Origin of the sequence: Halomonas sp. B23F22_3 (assembly GCF_043496965.1) — a bacterium.
GTDB lineage: Bacteria > Pseudomonadota > Gammaproteobacteria > Pseudomonadales > Halomonadaceae > Halomonas.
This window is the reverse complement of record NZ_JBIEKG010000001.1, coordinates 649,035-663,280: the sequence shown is the minus strand read 5'-3', so window position 1 is coordinate 663,280 and position 14,246 is coordinate 649,035. Positions and strand designations below refer to the sequence as shown.

Genomic DNA, 14,246 nt, shown 5'->3' with positions numbered 1-14,246 from the left:
CACTCCGGCGTCGATGAAGGATTAGCCCTGGGGTATCAGGCTGCCGTCCTCGCCCACGCCGAGGCGGACGGTGGGGGTGAGCAGCCCGGCGGGCAGGGTCATGCCGAGCCCGCTCAGATCCCCGGGGGTGATGGAAAGCTCGCTGCCGGCGGGCAGCTCGCCCTGGCGCGCCAGCTGTTGGGCCAGCTCCACCATCGGGGCCAGGCGCTCGCGGTCGCCGCCCAGCAGGTCGAAGGCCACCGGAAGGCGCAGCTTGGCATCATCGTCCGAGGTGAGGGTGACCTGCTCCTCGTAGTCGCCGCTCACCGGCTCCACGCCGGGCATGTCCAGGCTCCAGCGGAAGCCGGACATCTCCACCGGCGGCATGCCGACCGGCAGGCCCAGGCCCATGGCCAGGGTCGCCTGCACCGGCAGGCTGCCGGCGCCGAGGCCGGAGGCGATCAGCGAGGTCAGGTCGCTGGTATCGAGGCGCGCATCCACGGCGAGCGGGCCGATGCGCACCTCCTCAACGCCCAGCGAGGTCACCGCCAGGCGGAAGGCGAACAGGCCGGTCTGAGGGAGCGCCAGGCAGCCGCCGAGCAGGGCGGCCAGGCAGAGCGGGGCGAGCAGGCGCCAGCGGCGCACGAGGGGGCGAAAACGCATCGGGGGTCCTCCGGAAGAGCGGTGCTGCAGTGCAGCGCGGAGGCGTATTTCAGGGCCAGCGGCGCGCCGCGTCAAGGCATCGGCGCCCCTCTCTGCGCGTCTCGGAAGCGGACCTGTCGGCCCCAACCGACACCGCCCGGCCCGTCGGCGATGACGGACCGGGCGGCGGCAGGATCGGAGAACGGCGCCAGGGCTCAGCGGCGGCTCTTGCGTGCCTCCTTGGTGCGGCCCAGCTCACGCTTCTTGGCCTTCTCCCGGTCGCTGGCCCCCGCCATGTTGTCGTAGGGGTTGTCACCGGAGCGGAACTCGAAACGCATCGGCGTGCCGCGCACCTTGAGCACCTTGCGGAAGGTGTTGGTCAGGTAGCGCTTGTAGGCCTCGGGCAGCGAGCTCGTCTGGTTGCCGTGGACCACGATGATCGGCGGGTTGCTGCCGCCCTGGTGGGCCATGCGCAGCTTGATGCGCCGGCCGTGGACCATGGGCGGCTGGTGCTGCTCCACCGCGTCCTGCAGGATCGAGGTCAGGCGGTTGGTCGACCAGTGGCAGTTGGCCGAGGCGAAGGCACGCTCGATGGAGGGGTAGAGGTCGCCCACCCCGGTGCCGTGCAGCGCCGAGATGAAGTGCAGGTCGGCATAGTCGGCGAAGCCCAGGCGGCGCTTGATCTCGGCGCGCATCTTCTCCTTGGCCTCGCTCTCCAGGCCGTCCCACTTGTTGACCGCGAGCACCAGGGCACGGCCGCTGGTCAGCACGTAGTCGAGCAGGTGCAGGTCCTGCTCGACCAGCCCCGTGCGGGCATCCAGCACCATGATGGCGACATGGCACTCCTTGATCGCCTCCAGGGTCTTGATGATCGAGAACTTCTCGTAGCTCTCTCGCACGCTCCTGCGGCGCCGCACCCCGGCGGTATCCACCAGCACGTAGGGCTTGCCGCGGCGCTCGAAGGGGATCTCGATGGCGTCGCGGGTGGTGCCGGCCTCGTCGAAGACCACCACCCGCTCCTCGCCGAGCAGGCGGTTGACCAGGGTCGACTTGCCCACGTTGGGGCGACCGATGACGCCGATGCGGATGCCCTTGGTGCCGGTGTCGGCGGGGATGCTCTCGTCGCGGGCCGGGAAGGGCGTGAGCACCTCCTCGATCAGCGTGGTGACGTTGCGTCCGTGGGCGGCGGCGATGGCGTGGGGGTCGCCCAGCCCCAGCTGCCAGAAGTCGGCCATGGCGCTGTGCTCTTCCAGGCCGTCGACCTTGTTGACCACCAGCCAGGTCTTCTTCTGGTTGACCCGCAGGTGGTTGGCGATGGCCTCGTCGGCGACGTTCAACCCGGCCCGGGCGTCGACCAGGAACAGCACGATGTCGGCCTCGTCGATGGCGGCCAGCGACTGCTCGGCCATGGCCGCGTCGATGCCCTCCTCGTCGCCGCTGATGCCACCGGTGTCGATCACCGTGTAGGCCTTGTCGCCGAGCATGCCGTTGCCGTACTTGCGGTCACGGGTCAGGCCCGGGAAGTCGGCCACCAGGGCGTCCCGCGAGCGGGTCAGGCGGTTGAAGAGGGTCGATTTGCCGACGTTGGGACGGCCGACCAGGGCGATCACCGGGGTCATGGGCGAAGCTCCAGGGCGTCCAGGGTGCCGTCGTCGGCCAGCGCGTAGACGCGGCGACGATCGGTGAGCGGGCGCACGCTGAGGCCCGAACCGTCGATGCGGGTGCGGCCGACGATCTCGCCCTCACGTGCATCGAGCAGGTGCAGGTAGCCCTCGCCGTCGCCGACCACCAGGTGGTCGGTGGCGAAGGCCGGGGCGGTCAGCGAGCGCCCCTCGAGGGCCTCGTTGCGCCACAGCTCGTCGCCGGTGCCGGCGTCCACGGCGATGACGTGGCTGGCCTCGTCGACCACGAACAGGAAGTCGCCCACGAGGATCGGGGTCAGGTAGCTGGAGAGCTCCCGGGCCCAGAGCACCTCGCCGGAAGTGGCCTGCAGCGCGGCCAGGCGGCCGTTGTAGCTGGTGACGAACAGGCGGCCATCCTGGGTCAGGACCGGCTGACCGGCGAGGTCGACCAGGCGGTCGATCTCGCTTTGCCCCTGGGGCACGGCGATGCGGCGATCCCACAGCGGCTGGCCGCTGCGGTTGTCCAGGGTCACCAGGCGGCCGTTGGCGAAGCCGGCGAAGGTCACCTGATCGATCACCGTGGGCGTGCCGGTGCCGCGCAGGCTCAGCGAGGCGCGCGGGCCGCTGTAGACCCAGCGCTCGTCGCCGCTCTCGCGATCCAGCGCCGTGACGCGTCCGTCGACGGCCTGCACCACGAGCAGTTCGCGGCTGGCCTGGGGCGCGGCGAGCACCTCGCTGGTGACCCGGGCGCGCCACTGGATGCGGCCGTCGGCCTGGTCGAGGGAGAGCACCTCGCCGTTGCGGGTGGCCAGGAAGAGGCTGTCGGCCACCGCGGTCAGGCCGCTGGAGACCGCGCTATCGAGCACGACCTCCCAGCGGGTCTCGCCGGTGTTGGCGTCCAGGGCCTCGATCAGCCCGCGACCGTCGGCGGCGAACAGGGTGTCGCCGTCCTGGGCGGGCGCCACGGGGTAGCCGGCATCGCCGAGCCCCTTGCCGACGCGCTCGCTCCACAGGGTGTCCAGCTCGGTGGTGGCCGCGATGTCGGTGAGCTCGCGCGGGGCGTACTCGGGCTCGGGGGTCCCGGCGCAGCCGGCCAGCACGGCCAGGGCCGCGCCGGCGGCGATCAGCAGGGTGGGTCTCATAGGATGGCCTCCTCGGTGCCGAGGTCATCCAGCTTGAGCTGGACGCCGTAGAGCGGTTGATTGTGCTGCTCGGCGAGGGAGAGGGCCTCCTGCCAGGCCTGACGCGCCTGGTCGACGCGTCCCAGGGCATGCTGGGCATCGCCGACGACCTCGGCGCGCTGCGCCGCCAGGGCCTCGGGCACGCCCTCCAGGGTGGTCAGGGCGGTCTCGGCCTCGCCCTCGACGAGCTGCAGGCGGGCCAGGCGCAGGCGCGCGAGGCCCTCGAGATAGCCGCGCTCGCTCTCCTCGATCACCGCCTCCAGGGCGGCGCGGGCGCGCGACCGGTCGTCCGCCTCGACGGCCAGGCGGGCGTCGAGCAGGCGGGCCAGGTCGGCGTAGAGGGTCGTGCCGTGCTCGTCGGTGATCTCGGTCACCAGCTCCTCGGCGCGACGCCGGGCGTCGTCGCCCAGCTCGTCCTGGCCGGTGAGCTCGACCAGCTGCTGGTAGCGCAGCGAGGCGGCCTCGCCCTGGCCGGCCTGGTAGTCCTGCCAGGCGTTCCAGCCGAACACGCCGGCCGCCGCGATGGCGGCGCCGGCGATCAGCGAGGTGCCGTTCTCCTTCCACCAGCGCTTGATGGCCTCAAGCTGTTCTTCCTCGGTTCTCAGCTCCGCCACGGGCGGTCTCCTTTGATGCGGGTGTCCGTCAGGCGAGCGTTTCGCCGTTCAGCAGGGATGTCAGGGTGTCGACGAGTTCGGCCCGGGGCAGGCGCTGCTGTTCGCGCTCCTCGCGAAGGAACTTCAGGGTCACGCTGCCCTCGGCCAGCTCGTCCTCGCCGAGCAGCAGGGCCAGGCGGGCGCCGCTCTTGTCGGCCTTCTTCATGCGGCTCTTGAAGCTGCCGCCGCCGCAGTGCAGCTGGGCGCGCAGCTCGGGCAGCGCCTCGCGCAGGCGCTCGCCGAGCAGCAGGGCCGGGCCGGTGGCGGCCTCGTCCATGGGCAGCAGGTAGACGTCCAGCGCGCCGCGGGCCTCGGCGGGCACGAGCTCGAGGGTCTCGAGCAGCAGGATCAGCCGCTCGATGCCCATGGCGAAGCCCACCGCCGGGGTCGGCTTGCCGCCGAGCTGCTCGACCAGGCCGTCGTAGCGGCCGCCGGCACAGACCGTGCCCTGGCTGCCCAGCGCGGTGGTGGTCCACTCGAAGACGGTGCGGCCGTAGTAGTCCAGGCCGCGTACCAGCCGCGGGTTGATCACGTAGGCGATGCCGGCGGCGTCGAGCATCGCGCAGAGTCGCTCGAAGTGCTCGCGGGATGCCTCGTCGAGGTGATCCATCAGCTTGGGCGCGCCCTCGATCACCTCGGCCATCGCCGGGTTCTTGGAATCGAGGATGCGCATCGGGTTGCTGCCCAGGCGACGCTGCGAGTCCTCGTCCAGCGCCTCGGCGTGCTGCTCGAAGTAGGCCACCAGCAGGTCGCGATAGGCGGCGCGGGCCTCGGAAGAGCCCAGCGAGTTGAGCTCCAGGGTGACGTGCTGGTCGAGGCCGAGCTGCTGCCACAGGCGCGCCGAGAGCAGGATCACCTCGGCGTCGATGTCCGGCCCCTCGAGGCCGAAGGTCTCCACGCCGATCTGGTGGAACTGGCGATAGCGGCCCTTCTGGGGACGCTCGTGGCGGAACATCGGCCCCTGGTACCACAGCCGCTGGGTCTGGTTGTGCAGCAGGCCATGCTCCATGGCGGCACGCACGCAGCTCGCCGTGCCCTCGGGGCGCAGCGTCAGGCTGTCGCCGTTGCGGTCGTTGAAGGTGTACATCTCCTTCTCGACGATGTCGGTGACCTCGCCGATGGAGCGCTTGAACAGCGCGGTCTGCTCGACGACCGGGGTGCGGATCTCGTCATAGCCGTAGCGGCCCATCAGCGCGCGCACCTGGCCCTCGAAGTACTGCCAGAGCGGGGACTGCTCGGGCAGCAGGTCGTTCATGCCACGAATGGCCTGGATCTTCTTCTGATTCGTGTCGGACTTGCTCACTGCTTGCTCCTTGTGGGGGCGCCGGCTCAGGCGTCCCGGGCGATCACGTCCTGCTCGGCCTGCTGCTTCTCGCGAACCTTGTCGCGGATCAGCCGCTCCAGGTCATCGACCAGGTGGTCGTTGCGCAGCTTGCTGGCCGGCTTGCCGTCGAGGTAGACGAGGTTGGCCGGGGAGCCGCCGGTCAGGCCGACGTCGGTCTCCTTGGCTTCACCGGGGCCGTTGACCACGCAGCCGATCACCGAGACGTCCAGCGGCGTCATGACGTCCTCGAGGCGCTCCTCGAGGGCGTTCATGGTGCCGATGACGTCGAAGTTCTGGCGCGAGCAGCTGGGGCAGGCGATGAAGTTGATGCCCTTGGCCCGCAGCTTGAGGCTCTTGAGCATGTCGAAGCCGACCTTGATCTCCTCGACCGGATCGGCGGCCAGCGACACGCGAATGGTGTCGCCGATGCCGTCCATCAGCAGCATGCCCAGGCCAATCGAGGACTTGACGGTGCCCGAGCGCAGCCCGCCCGCCTCGGTGATGCCGAGGTGCAGCGGCTGCTCGATGCGGGTGGCGAGGTCGCGATAGGCGGCCACGGCCATGAAGACGTCGGAGGCCTTGACGCTGACCTTGAAGTCCGGGAAATCCAGGCGGTCGAGGTGGTCGATGTGGCGCATCGCCGACTCGACCAGCGCCGCGGGGGTCGGCTCGCCGTACTTCTTCTGCAGGTCCTTCTCCAGGGAGCCGGCGTTGACGCCGATGCGGATCGGGATGCCGTTGTCACGCGCGGCGGACACTACCGCCTGGACGCGCTCCTCGCGGCCGATGTTGCCGGGGTTGATGCGCAGGCAGTCGACGCCGAGCTCGGCGACGCGCAGGGCGATCTTGTAGTCGAAGTGGATGTCGGCGACCAGCGGCACCTCGACCTCGCGCTTGATGCGCCCGAAGGCCTCGGCGGCGTCCATGTCGGGCACGCTGACGCGCACGATGTCGGCGCCGGCGGCCTCCAGCTGGCGGATCTGGGCCACGGTGGCCGCCACGTCCAGGGTGTCGGTGTTGGTCATGCTCTGGACGGAGATGGGAGCGTCGCCCCCGACCGGCACCTTGCCGACGTGGATCTGGCGCGACTTGCGACGAACGATGGGGGATTGTGCGTGCATGATGACGGAATCATTCTCCCAGGGTGAAGCGGGCGACGTTGTTGGCGCCGGCTCGGGCCGTGAGGTCGACGGTCTCGCCGCCCCAGCTCAGTTCGACGCCGGTGGCGTTGCCCACGGTCAGGCGAAACGGCGGCGTGCCCTCGACCCGGGCCGAGGTGCCGGGCTGCTGGAGGCCGACGAAGATACGCTGGTTGTCGGCATCGAAGATCTCGGTCCAGGACTGCTCGTTGAAGGTCAGCTCCAGCACGGTGTTATCGACGGCCTCGCTCGAGGAGGCGACATCGCTTGCCGGGGCATCGCCGTCGCCGGTGGCCTGCCCCGCGCCCTCGTCGGCGGGTGCGTCGCCGTCGGTAGCGGTCGACTCGGCGGGCGCCTGGGTCGCGTCGCCGGCCGGGGCAGAGGCCTGCGCCGGGGCGTCGTCGGAGGCGGTCTCATCGACCAGGCCGAGGTCGCTCTCCTGCTCGGGCAGCGGCGGCAAGTCGTCGGCCTCGGCGGCGGGGTCCTCGGTGATGGTGGTGCTGCCGTCGAGGCTGTCCACCGCCACCGGCCCGCTGTCGCCGGGGGTGGGCGGCTGGCTGCCGCCGCGGCTCTGCCACCACATCAGCGTCAGGCCGATCATGCCGGCGATCACCAGCAGGGTGACCAGGCGGAAGAGCCAGGCGCCGAGCCGCGAGGGCGGCCGGTTGATCTGCACGGGGGTGACCCGCTGCTCGGCGTCCGCGCTGCCGAAGTGCGCCTTGTAGGCGTCGAGCACCTGGCGGTCGTCGATGCCCAGCAGCTGGGCGTAGCTGCGCAGGTAGCCGCGGCGATAGGCGGGAACGGGCACTTCCTCGTAGTGGTCGTTCTCCAGCCCCTGGATCACCGCCGGGCGCAGGTTGAGGGCGTCGGCCACCTCGTCGCGATCGAGGCCCTGGGACTCGCGCTCGCGACGCAGCAGTTCGCCGGGCGAGGCCAGGCGGGGCGTGGTCTCGGCGGCGGCGTCGTTATGAATGTCGCTCATGTCTGAGCATCCTTCGTCAGAAAACGGTGGTCAGGGCCCGGCACGGGTGCCCTCCAGCTGATCGGCATAGAAGTCGGCGGTCGCCGCATCGCCGCGGCGGCGGGCCACGTCGCGGGCCAGTCGCAGGGCCTCGACCCGGGGGCCGGCCAGGCGCATGTAGCGCTCCAGCTGACGTTCGGCGCGCTCGAGGTTGCCCTCGGCGGCCTCGAGTTCGGCCAGCAGCAGGTAGCTGCGCGCGGCGCGCGGATCGATGGCCTGGGCGCGGGCGAGGCTCTGACGCGCGGCGGTGACGTCGCCCATCTCGAGGCGGCACTGGCCGAGGTTGGCGAACAGCTGGCCGCGATTGGCGTACTGGGTGTCCTCGGAGGCGCGTTCGAGCTGCTCGCAGGCCTCATTGATGCGGCCCCGATCATACAGGAAGGCGGCGTAGTTGTTGCGGGTGCGGGTCAACGTCGGGTCGGCCTCGATGGCGCGGCGGAACATCTCGCCGGCCAGGGCGCCCTCGCCCTGGCGCTGGTGGACCATGGCCATGGCCTGCAGCGCCTCGGCATCGTCGGGATCGATCTCCAGGGCGCGGTCCAGGGCGTTCATGGCGCGGGGCAGGTTGTCGCGCTCCAGGTAGGCCACGCCGAGGCGGGTATAGGCCTCGGCGGCGTCGCCGCCGTCGTTCGCGGGCGAGTTGGCCTGGGTGGCGCAGCCGGACAGCCATAGCGTGCCCAGCAGCATGAGGGCGGCGGGTAACTGCCGAAGGCCGGTCATGCACGGGCAAGGGGTCATGGCATCCTCTCCAGATAGACACGCAACCGAGGGCCGCGGGAGGCGTTCGACACGCGGCCGATGGTGAAAAAAAGCCCGTCCATCAAAGCGCCGAGACCGGTTGAAGTCAAGGCGCCCCCGCTCAGTCGGCGTCGATCTGGATCGACTGGATGTAGCGTGCGTGGCGCTTGGTGCGATCCTTGACGCGACCCACCAGCTGGCCGCAGGCGGCATCGATATCGTCGCCGCGGGTGGAGCGGATCATCGCCGTGTAGCCCAACTCATAGAGCCACTGCTGGAAGCGCATCACCTGGTTGCGCGACGGCTTCTCGTAGCCCGAGTGCGGGAAGGGATTGAACGGGATCAGGTTGATCTTGCACGGCAGCTCCTCAAGCAGGGCGGCGAGCTGCTCGGCATGCACCTGCTGATCGTTGACGTCCTTGATCACCGTGTACTCGATGGTCACCTGGCGCGTGTCGTGGCACTTGGCCAGATACCGATGGCAGGCGTCCAGCAAGCTGCGGATGTTGTACTTGCGGTTGAGCGGCACCAGCTCGTTGCGCAGCTCGTCGTTGGCGGCGTGCAGCGAGACGGCGAGGCTCACGTCGAGCTCGTCGCCGAGCTTGTCGAGCATCGGCACCACCCCGGAGGTGGAGAGCGTGACGCGGCGCTTGGAGAGGCCGTAACCGTCGTCGTCGAGCATCAGCTTCATCGCCGGCACGACGTTGTCGTAATTCAGCAGCGGCTCGCCCATGCCCATCATCACCACGTTGGTGACGGGGCGGTTGGCGGTGTCGCGGCGCGGCCCCACGCTGCGCTGGGCGACCCACACCTGGCCGATGATCTCGGCGGCGGTGAGGTTGCGCTGGAAGCCCTGCTTGCCGGTGGAGCAGAAACTGCAGTCCAGCGAGCAGCCGACCTGGGAAGAGACGCACAGGGTGCGGCGCTTGCCGTTGTCGGCGGGGATCAGCACCGTCTCCACGTAGCTGCCGTCTTCCACTTCGAGCACCCACTTGCGGGTGCCGTCGCTCGACGAGCCCTCGTAGACCACGCCCGGGCCGCGAATCTCGGCGACCTCGGCCAGGCGAGTCCGCAGCGCCTTGGAGAGGTTGGTCATGGCCGCGAAGTCGTCGCAGCCCTCGATGTGGATCCACTTCAACATCTGGGCGGCACGAAACTTCTTCTCGCCGATGGAGAGGAAGAAGTCTTCCATCTCCTCGCGCGTCATGCCGAGCAGATTGGTGAGTCGGGGAGCAGTGGTGGCGGTCATGGTGGTCAGCGCTTCGGTGGGGCAGGGCGGGGGTGAGCACACCCCCGCGGGAGAGGCGGGATCAGCGTGCGCAGATCTCGTCGGCCTCGAAGAAGTAGGCGATCTCGCGCTCGGCGGATTCCGGGGAGTCGGAACCGTGCACGGCGTTGGCGTCGATGGTCTCGGCGAAGTCGGCGCGGATGGTACCGGCGGCCGCTTCCTTCGGGTTGGTGGCACCCATCAGGTCGCGGTTCTTGGCGATGGCGTCCTCACCCTCGAGCACCTGCACGATCACCGGGCCGGAGGTCATGAAGCCGACCAGATCCTTGAAGAAGGGGCGCTCCTTGTGCTCGGCGTAGAAGCCGCCGGCCTTCTCTTCGGAGAGCTGCATCATCTTGGCGGCCACGATCTTCAGGCCGCCCTTCTCGAAACGGCTCTCGATCTCGCCGATCACGTTCTTGGCAACGGCGTCGGGCTTGATGATGGACAGGGTGCGCTGGTTAGCCATGGGGCATGTCTCCGGTTGGGTGCTGGCTAGCCGCGGATGGGGCTAGCGTAGGATGGAAGCTGTGGTCGTCTGCGACGCGACATCGGCGTCTTGCGACGAGGGATAGCGCCGCGCCGTCCGCGGCTCCGCTGTCGGGAGCGTGGGACGGCGCGGCGAATCGGATAAAGCGGCCGGCGATCCGGCGGTTCGGCGCGGTTCGCCGACGGGGCGGGGATTATAACGCCCCGAGTCGACGTTGAACAATCGTTCAGATCCCGACGCCGATCACACGCTGAAGCTCTCGCCGCAGCCGCACTCGTCCTTGACGTTGGGGTTGTTGAAGCGGAAGAAGCGGTTGAGCCCCTCGGTGACGTAGTCGACCTCGCTGCCGTCGAGCATCTCCAGCGCCTCGGGGGCGACGAAGACGGTCACGCCGTGCTCCTCGAAGCTCACGTCGTCGTTGGCGGCCTCGTCGGCGAAGTCGAGCACGTAGCTGTAGCCGGAGCAGCCGCTGGGCTTGACCGAGACCCGCAGGCCCAGGCCGTGGCCGCGCTCGTCGAGCACCCGGTGGATCTGCTCGGCGGCGGACGTGGTGATCGAAAGGTGCGCCATGGTCTCTCTCCTGGTCGGGATAGGGTCAGACCGCCCGGCGACGAAGGCCCGTGAGGGCATGTCGCAGGGCGTCCAGAGTGCGGTCGATGTCGGCCTCGGTGGTGAAGCGGCCGAAGCTGAAGCGCAGCGAGGCCAGCGCCAGCGGCCGCGGCACACCGATACCCTTCAGTACATAGGATGGCTCGACGCTGGCCGAGTTGCAGGCCGAGCCGGTCGAGAGCGCGATGTCGCGCAGCGTCATCAGCAGCGACTCGCCGTCCACGCCCTCGAAGGCCAGGTTGAGAATGTTGGGGACCGAGGCCTCGATGGCGGTGTTGCGGTGGATGCCATCGAGGTCGCCGAGGCCGGCCAGCAGGCGGTCGCGCAGTGCAGTAATCCGGGCCTGGTCGGCTTCGCCCTCGGCGGCGGCCAGGGCGAAGGCCTCGCCCATGCCGGCGATCTGGTGGGTCGGCAGGGTGCCCGAGCGCATGCCGCGTTCGTGGCCGCCGCCGTGGATCAGTGCCTCGAGGCGCAGGTCCGGGTCGCGCTTCACGTAGAGCGCGCCGATGCCCTTGGGGCCATAGGCCTTGTGCCCGGAGAGCGACATCAGATCGATGCCGAGGCGCGCCACGTCCAGCGGGAGTCGCCCCACCGCCTGGGCGGCGTCGACGTGGAACCGCGCGCCGCCGGCGTGGGCCACCTCGGCCAGGGCGGCCAGGTCGTGGATGACGCCGAGCTCGTTGTTCACCGCCATCAGCGAGACCAGCACGGTGTCCTCGCGCATCGCCTCGCCGAGCTGTTCCGGCGTGATGCGACCGTCGCGGCCCGGGGCGAGCCAGGTCACCTCGAAGCCCTCGTCCTCCAGCGCCTTGGCGGTATCGACCACCGCCTTGTGCTCGATGGTCGAGGTCACCAGGTGGCGGCCCCGGGCACGGTTGGCGCGCATGAAGCCGGTCAGCGCCAGGTTGTCGGCCTCGGTGGCGCCGCTGGTCCAGACGATCTCGCGGGGATCGGCGCCGATCAGGTCGGCGACCTGGCGGCGTGCGCTCTCCACCGCCTGCTCCGCCTGCCAGCCCAGCATGTGGCTGCGCGAGGCGGGGTTGGCGAAGATGCCGTCCATGGTGAGGTAGCGGCTCATGACCTCCGCGACCCGCGGATCGACCGGGGTGGTGGCGGCATAATCGAGGTAGACGTGTGCGCTCATGGGCTCGCAGTCGATTCCGGGGTTGGGTGACAGGGGCGGCGGCTCAGAGGGTCGAGGCCAGGATGCCGTCGTCGCGGCCGCCGCGCTGGCGGCTGGCGATCTCGAGGATCTCCTCGCGTCCGGCCAGCTGTCCCAGGGTGACCTTCTCGAGGAAGTCGTGGATATGCTCGGACAGCTCACACCACAGGTGGTGGGTCAGGCAGGTGTCGCCCTGCTGACAGTCCGAGAGGCCGCCGCAGCGGGTGGAATCCACCGATTCGTTCACGGCCTGGATGACCCGGGCCACGGTGATCTCCTCCGGCGCCATGGCCAGCAGGTAGCCGCCGCCCGGACCGCGCACGCTGCCGACCAGCCCGGCGCGACGCAGCCGCGCGAACAGCTGCTCCAGGTAGGAGAGCGAGATCTCCTGGCGCCTGGAGATGTCGGCGAGGCTGATGGGGCCGGACTCGGCGTTCATGGCGAGGTCGAGCATGGCGGTGACGGCGTAGCGTCCCTTGGTGGTCAGGCGCATGAGGAACTCACCTCGGCACCGACGCGCGGGTCGGCAGTCAATGTACGTGATCGGCCATTATGATAAAGGCCGAGTATCATGGTCAACCATTGCGCCGACGAGGGGGCGTCTCCGGCTCCTGCGTCTGCTGGTCCGGCTCCTGAGTTGTGCGTGGGCCCGGCGCGGCGTCCGATCCCTGGATCGGCGGGCAGCCGTCGTCGAGAATGTCGGCGAAGTCCTCGTCGCGCAGCTCCGGCAGGCGACCGTCGCGGTAGCTGGCGTCGACCTTGCGCAGGGTGGTGCACATGCGCTCGATGCGCTCGTCCACGGCGTGCATGTGGTCGAGCATCGCCTGGATCGAGCGGGCCACCGGGTCGGGCATGTCCTGGCTCACCCCGTAGGCGTCGAAGCCGAACTTGCGACGCATCGCCTCGCGGCGCTCGGGGTCCACCGCGATCGCCTCGGGGTCGTCGGGCTCGCTGCGCTGGACCACCTTGCCCGGGATCCCGACCACGGTGGCGCCGGCCGGCACCTCCTTGGTGACCACGGCATTGGAGCCGATCTTGGCACCGGTGCCGACGCTGAAGGGGCCGAGGATCTTGGCCCCGGCGCCGACGATCACGCCATCCTCCAGGGTCGGGTGGCGCTTGCCCTTGTTCCAGCTGGTGCCGCCCAGGGTCACGCCCTGGTAGAGGGTGACGTCGTCGCCCACCTCGGCGGTCTCGCCGATCACCACGCCCATCCCGTGGTCGATGAAGAAGCGCCGGCCGATCGTCGCGCCGGGATGGATCTCGATGCCGGTCAGCAGGCGCGCCAGCTGTGACAGGGTGCGCGCCAGCCACTTGAGGTTCTTGCACCACAGCCAGTGACTCAGCCGATGCGCCAGCAAGGCGTGCAGCCCCGGGTAGTTGGTCAGCACTTCCAGGAAGTTACGGGCCGCCGGGTCGCGGGCGAATACGCTGTTGATGTCCTCGCGCAGACGTTGAAGCATGCAGCGGTCCTTGAGTGGCGTGGCGAACGGGGAGAGGCTTTCATAGTGGGGGCGCGCCGCGCCGGCTTCAAGCCGCGCGGCTCATTGCCCCCGGGCGTCGTCGCCCGGCGGGCGCTCGGCCTGCTGCTCGGTGGCGGTGAGGATGCCGCGCAGGATGTTGAGCTCCATGCGCTCGGGGCGTGCCCGCAGGGTGAAGCGGCGCAGCCGGGCCATCAGCTGGCGCGGCATGGCTGGGTCGTGGAAGCCGATGCCGATCAGGGTGCGCTCGAGGTGCTCGAAGTAGCGTTCGAGCTCCTCGTGGCTGGCCAGCGGCTGGGCCGTTGCCGCCTCGGTCGGCTCGCCCGCCTCCTGCTGGCCGAGCCAGGCCTGGCGACACTCGTAGGCCAGTACCTGCACCGCGGCGGCCAGGTTCAGGGAGCTGAAGTCGGGGTTGGTGGGGATGTGCACGTGGGCATGACAGCGCTGCAGCTCGGCGTTGGTGAGCCCGCTGTCCTCGCGTCCGAAGACCAGCGCCACCCGGGCCGCCGGGTCGGCGAGTTCCGTCGGCAGCCGCTCGCCCAGCGCCCGGGGGGTGATCATCGGCCAGGGCAGGGTGCGCGAGCGGGCGCTGGCGCCGACCACCAGGGTGCAATCGCCCACCGCCTGCTCGAGGGTCTCGACCGTGCGCGCGCCGTGGACGATATGGTCGGCCCCGGAGGCCCGCGAGACGGTGTCGGCGGTGAGCGGCTCGCAGCGCGGCGCCACCAGGGCCAGCTCGGCCAGCCCCATGTTGTGCATGGCGCGGGCGGTGCCGCCGATGTTGCCGGGGTGGCTGGTGCCGATCAGGACGATGCGGATGCGCTCGAGCATGGTGGGGGCCTGTGGATCCTGGAGAAACGGGAAGCGGCGATTCTAGCATGGCGGCCGGTCGCCACGAATGGCGCATCCGATGCGCTTCTGCTAGGATTCGCGCCGTT

Annotated in this window: 15 protein-coding genes; all 15 read right to left on the bottom strand. The window is 70.0% G+C overall.

Annotated elements, in window-relative coordinates; genetic code table 11:
- Positions 1-21: 21 nt before the first annotated feature.
- Complete coding sequence (locus ACGTNG_RS02970) at positions 22-642, bottom strand: hypothetical protein (protein ID WP_394575384.1); 621 nt, start codon at positions 640-642, stop codon at positions 22-24.
- A 194-nt stretch (positions 643-836) separates the two neighbouring features.
- Positions 837-2,240, bottom strand: coding sequence for a ribosome biogenesis GTPase Der (gene der, locus ACGTNG_RS02965; RefSeq protein ID WP_394575383.1), 1,404 nt, complete (start codon positions 2,238-2,240; stop codon positions 837-839).
- Positions 2,237-3,385 (bottom strand): outer membrane protein assembly factor BamB, encoded by a 1,149-nt coding sequence (bamB, locus tag ACGTNG_RS02960; RefSeq protein WP_394575382.1) that lies wholly within the window; start codon positions 3,383-3,385, stop codon positions 2,237-2,239. The genes der and bamB overlap by 4 nt, the downstream gene beginning before the upstream one ends.
- Positions 3,382-4,038 carry a YfgM family protein gene (locus tag ACGTNG_RS02955; RefSeq protein ID WP_394575381.1) on the bottom strand — a complete coding sequence of 219 codons (657 nt, stop codon included), beginning with the start codon at positions 4,036-4,038 and terminating at the stop codon, positions 3,382-3,384. The genes bamB and ACGTNG_RS02955 overlap by 4 nt, the downstream gene beginning before the upstream one ends.
- 28 nt (positions 4,039-4,066) lie before the next feature.
- A complete protein-coding gene (gene hisS, locus ACGTNG_RS02950; RefSeq protein WP_394575380.1) occupies positions 4,067-5,380 on the bottom strand; it encodes a histidine--tRNA ligase in 1,314 nt (437 codons plus the stop codon).
- A gap of 26 nt (positions 5,381-5,406) precedes the next feature.
- A complete protein-coding gene (gene ispG / locus ACGTNG_RS02945; RefSeq protein ID WP_394575379.1) occupies positions 5,407-6,522 on the bottom strand; it encodes a flavodoxin-dependent (E)-4-hydroxy-3-methylbut-2-enyl-diphosphate synthase in 1,116 nt (371 codons plus the stop codon).
- 10 nt (positions 6,523-6,532) lie between these two features.
- The gene (locus ACGTNG_RS02940; protein ID WP_394575378.1) at positions 6,533-7,522 is read right to left on the bottom strand and encodes a RodZ domain-containing protein; all 990 of its coding nucleotides are present in this window, start codon (positions 7,520-7,522) and stop codon (positions 6,533-6,535) included.
- A 30-nt stretch (positions 7,523-7,552) separates the two neighbouring features.
- Entirely contained in the window at positions 7,553-8,299 is a 747-nt protein-coding gene (pilW, locus tag ACGTNG_RS02935; protein WP_394575377.1) for a type IV pilus biogenesis/stability protein PilW, read from the bottom strand.
- A 121-nt stretch (positions 8,300-8,420) separates the two neighbouring features.
- A complete protein-coding gene (rlmN, locus tag ACGTNG_RS02930; protein ID WP_394575376.1) occupies positions 8,421-9,548 on the bottom strand; it encodes a dual-specificity RNA methyltransferase RlmN in 1,128 nt (375 codons plus the stop codon).
- A gap of 61 nt (positions 9,549-9,609) precedes the next feature.
- Positions 9,610-10,035 (bottom strand): nucleoside-diphosphate kinase, encoded by a 426-nt coding sequence (gene ndk, locus ACGTNG_RS02925; protein ID WP_108445441.1) that lies wholly within the window; start codon positions 10,033-10,035, stop codon positions 9,610-9,612.
- Positions 10,036-10,299: 264 nt separating this feature from the next.
- Positions 10,300-10,626, bottom strand: a complete 327-nt coding sequence (locus ACGTNG_RS02920) for a HesB/IscA family protein (RefSeq protein WP_394575375.1) — start codon at positions 10,624-10,626, stop codon at positions 10,300-10,302.
- A 25-nt stretch (positions 10,627-10,651) separates the two neighbouring features.
- Complete coding sequence (locus ACGTNG_RS02915; protein WP_394575374.1) at positions 10,652-11,809, bottom strand: aminotransferase class V-fold PLP-dependent enzyme; 1,158 nt, start codon at positions 11,807-11,809, stop codon at positions 10,652-10,654.
- Between the two features lie 43 nt (positions 11,810-11,852).
- Complete coding sequence (gene iscR / locus ACGTNG_RS02910; protein WP_394575373.1) at positions 11,853-12,320, bottom strand: Fe-S cluster assembly transcriptional regulator IscR; 468 nt, start codon at positions 12,318-12,320, stop codon at positions 11,853-11,855.
- Positions 12,321-12,402: 82 nt separating this feature from the next.
- Positions 12,403-13,290: a serine O-acetyltransferase gene (cysE, locus tag ACGTNG_RS02905; RefSeq protein ID WP_394575372.1), complete on the bottom strand. Its 888-nt coding sequence runs from the start codon at positions 13,288-13,290 to the stop codon at positions 12,403-12,405.
- 81 nt (positions 13,291-13,371) lie between these two features.
- On the bottom strand, positions 13,372-14,139 hold the full coding sequence (gene trmJ, locus ACGTNG_RS02900; RefSeq protein WP_394575371.1) for a tRNA (cytosine(32)/uridine(32)-2'-O)-methyltransferase TrmJ: 768 nt from the start codon (positions 14,137-14,139) through the stop codon (positions 13,372-13,374).
- Positions 14,140-14,246 lie beyond the last annotated feature (107 nt).

Coding starts and splice junctions, on each gene's coding strand:
- ACGTNG_RS02920 (WP_394575375.1), bottom strand. CDS start 10,626: ATGGCGCACCTTTCGATCACCACGTCCGCCGCCGAGCAGATCCACCGG.
- rlmN (WP_394575376.1), bottom strand. CDS start 9,548: ATGACCGCCACCACTGCTCCCCGACTCACCAATCTGCTCGGCATGACG.
- ispG (WP_394575379.1), bottom strand. CDS start 6,522: ATGCACGCACAATCCCCCATCGTTCGTCGCAAGTCGCGCCAGATCCAC.
- iscR (WP_394575373.1), bottom strand. CDS start 12,320: ATGCGCCTGACCACCAAGGGACGCTACGCCGTCACCGCCATGCTCGAC.
- ACGTNG_RS02915 (WP_394575374.1), bottom strand. CDS start 11,809: ATGAGCGCACACGTCTACCTCGATTATGCCGCCACCACCCCGGTCGAT.
- cysE (WP_394575372.1), bottom strand. CDS start 13,290: ATGCTTCAACGTCTGCGCGAGGACATCAACAGCGTATTCGCCCGCGAC.
- ACGTNG_RS02970 (WP_394575384.1), bottom strand. CDS start 642: ATGCGTTTTCGCCCCCTCGTGCGCCGCTGGCGCCTGCTCGCCCCGCTC.
- der (WP_394575383.1), bottom strand. CDS start 2,240: ATGACCCCGGTGATCGCCCTGGTCGGCCGTCCCAACGTCGGCAAATCG.
- bamB (WP_394575382.1), bottom strand. CDS start 3,385: ATGAGACCCACCCTGCTGATCGCCGCCGGCGCGGCCCTGGCCGTGCTG.
- ACGTNG_RS02940 (WP_394575378.1), bottom strand. CDS start 7,522: ATGAGCGACATTCATAACGACGCCGCCGCCGAGACCACGCCCCGCCTG.
- trmJ (WP_394575371.1), bottom strand. CDS start 14,139: ATGCTCGAGCGCATCCGCATCGTCCTGATCGGCACCAGCCACCCCGGC.
- pilW (WP_394575377.1), bottom strand. CDS start 8,299: ATGACCCCTTGCCCGTGCATGACCGGCCTTCGGCAGTTACCCGCCGCC.
- ndk (WP_108445441.1), bottom strand. CDS start 10,035: ATGGCTAACCAGCGCACCCTGTCCATCATCAAGCCCGACGCCGTTGCC.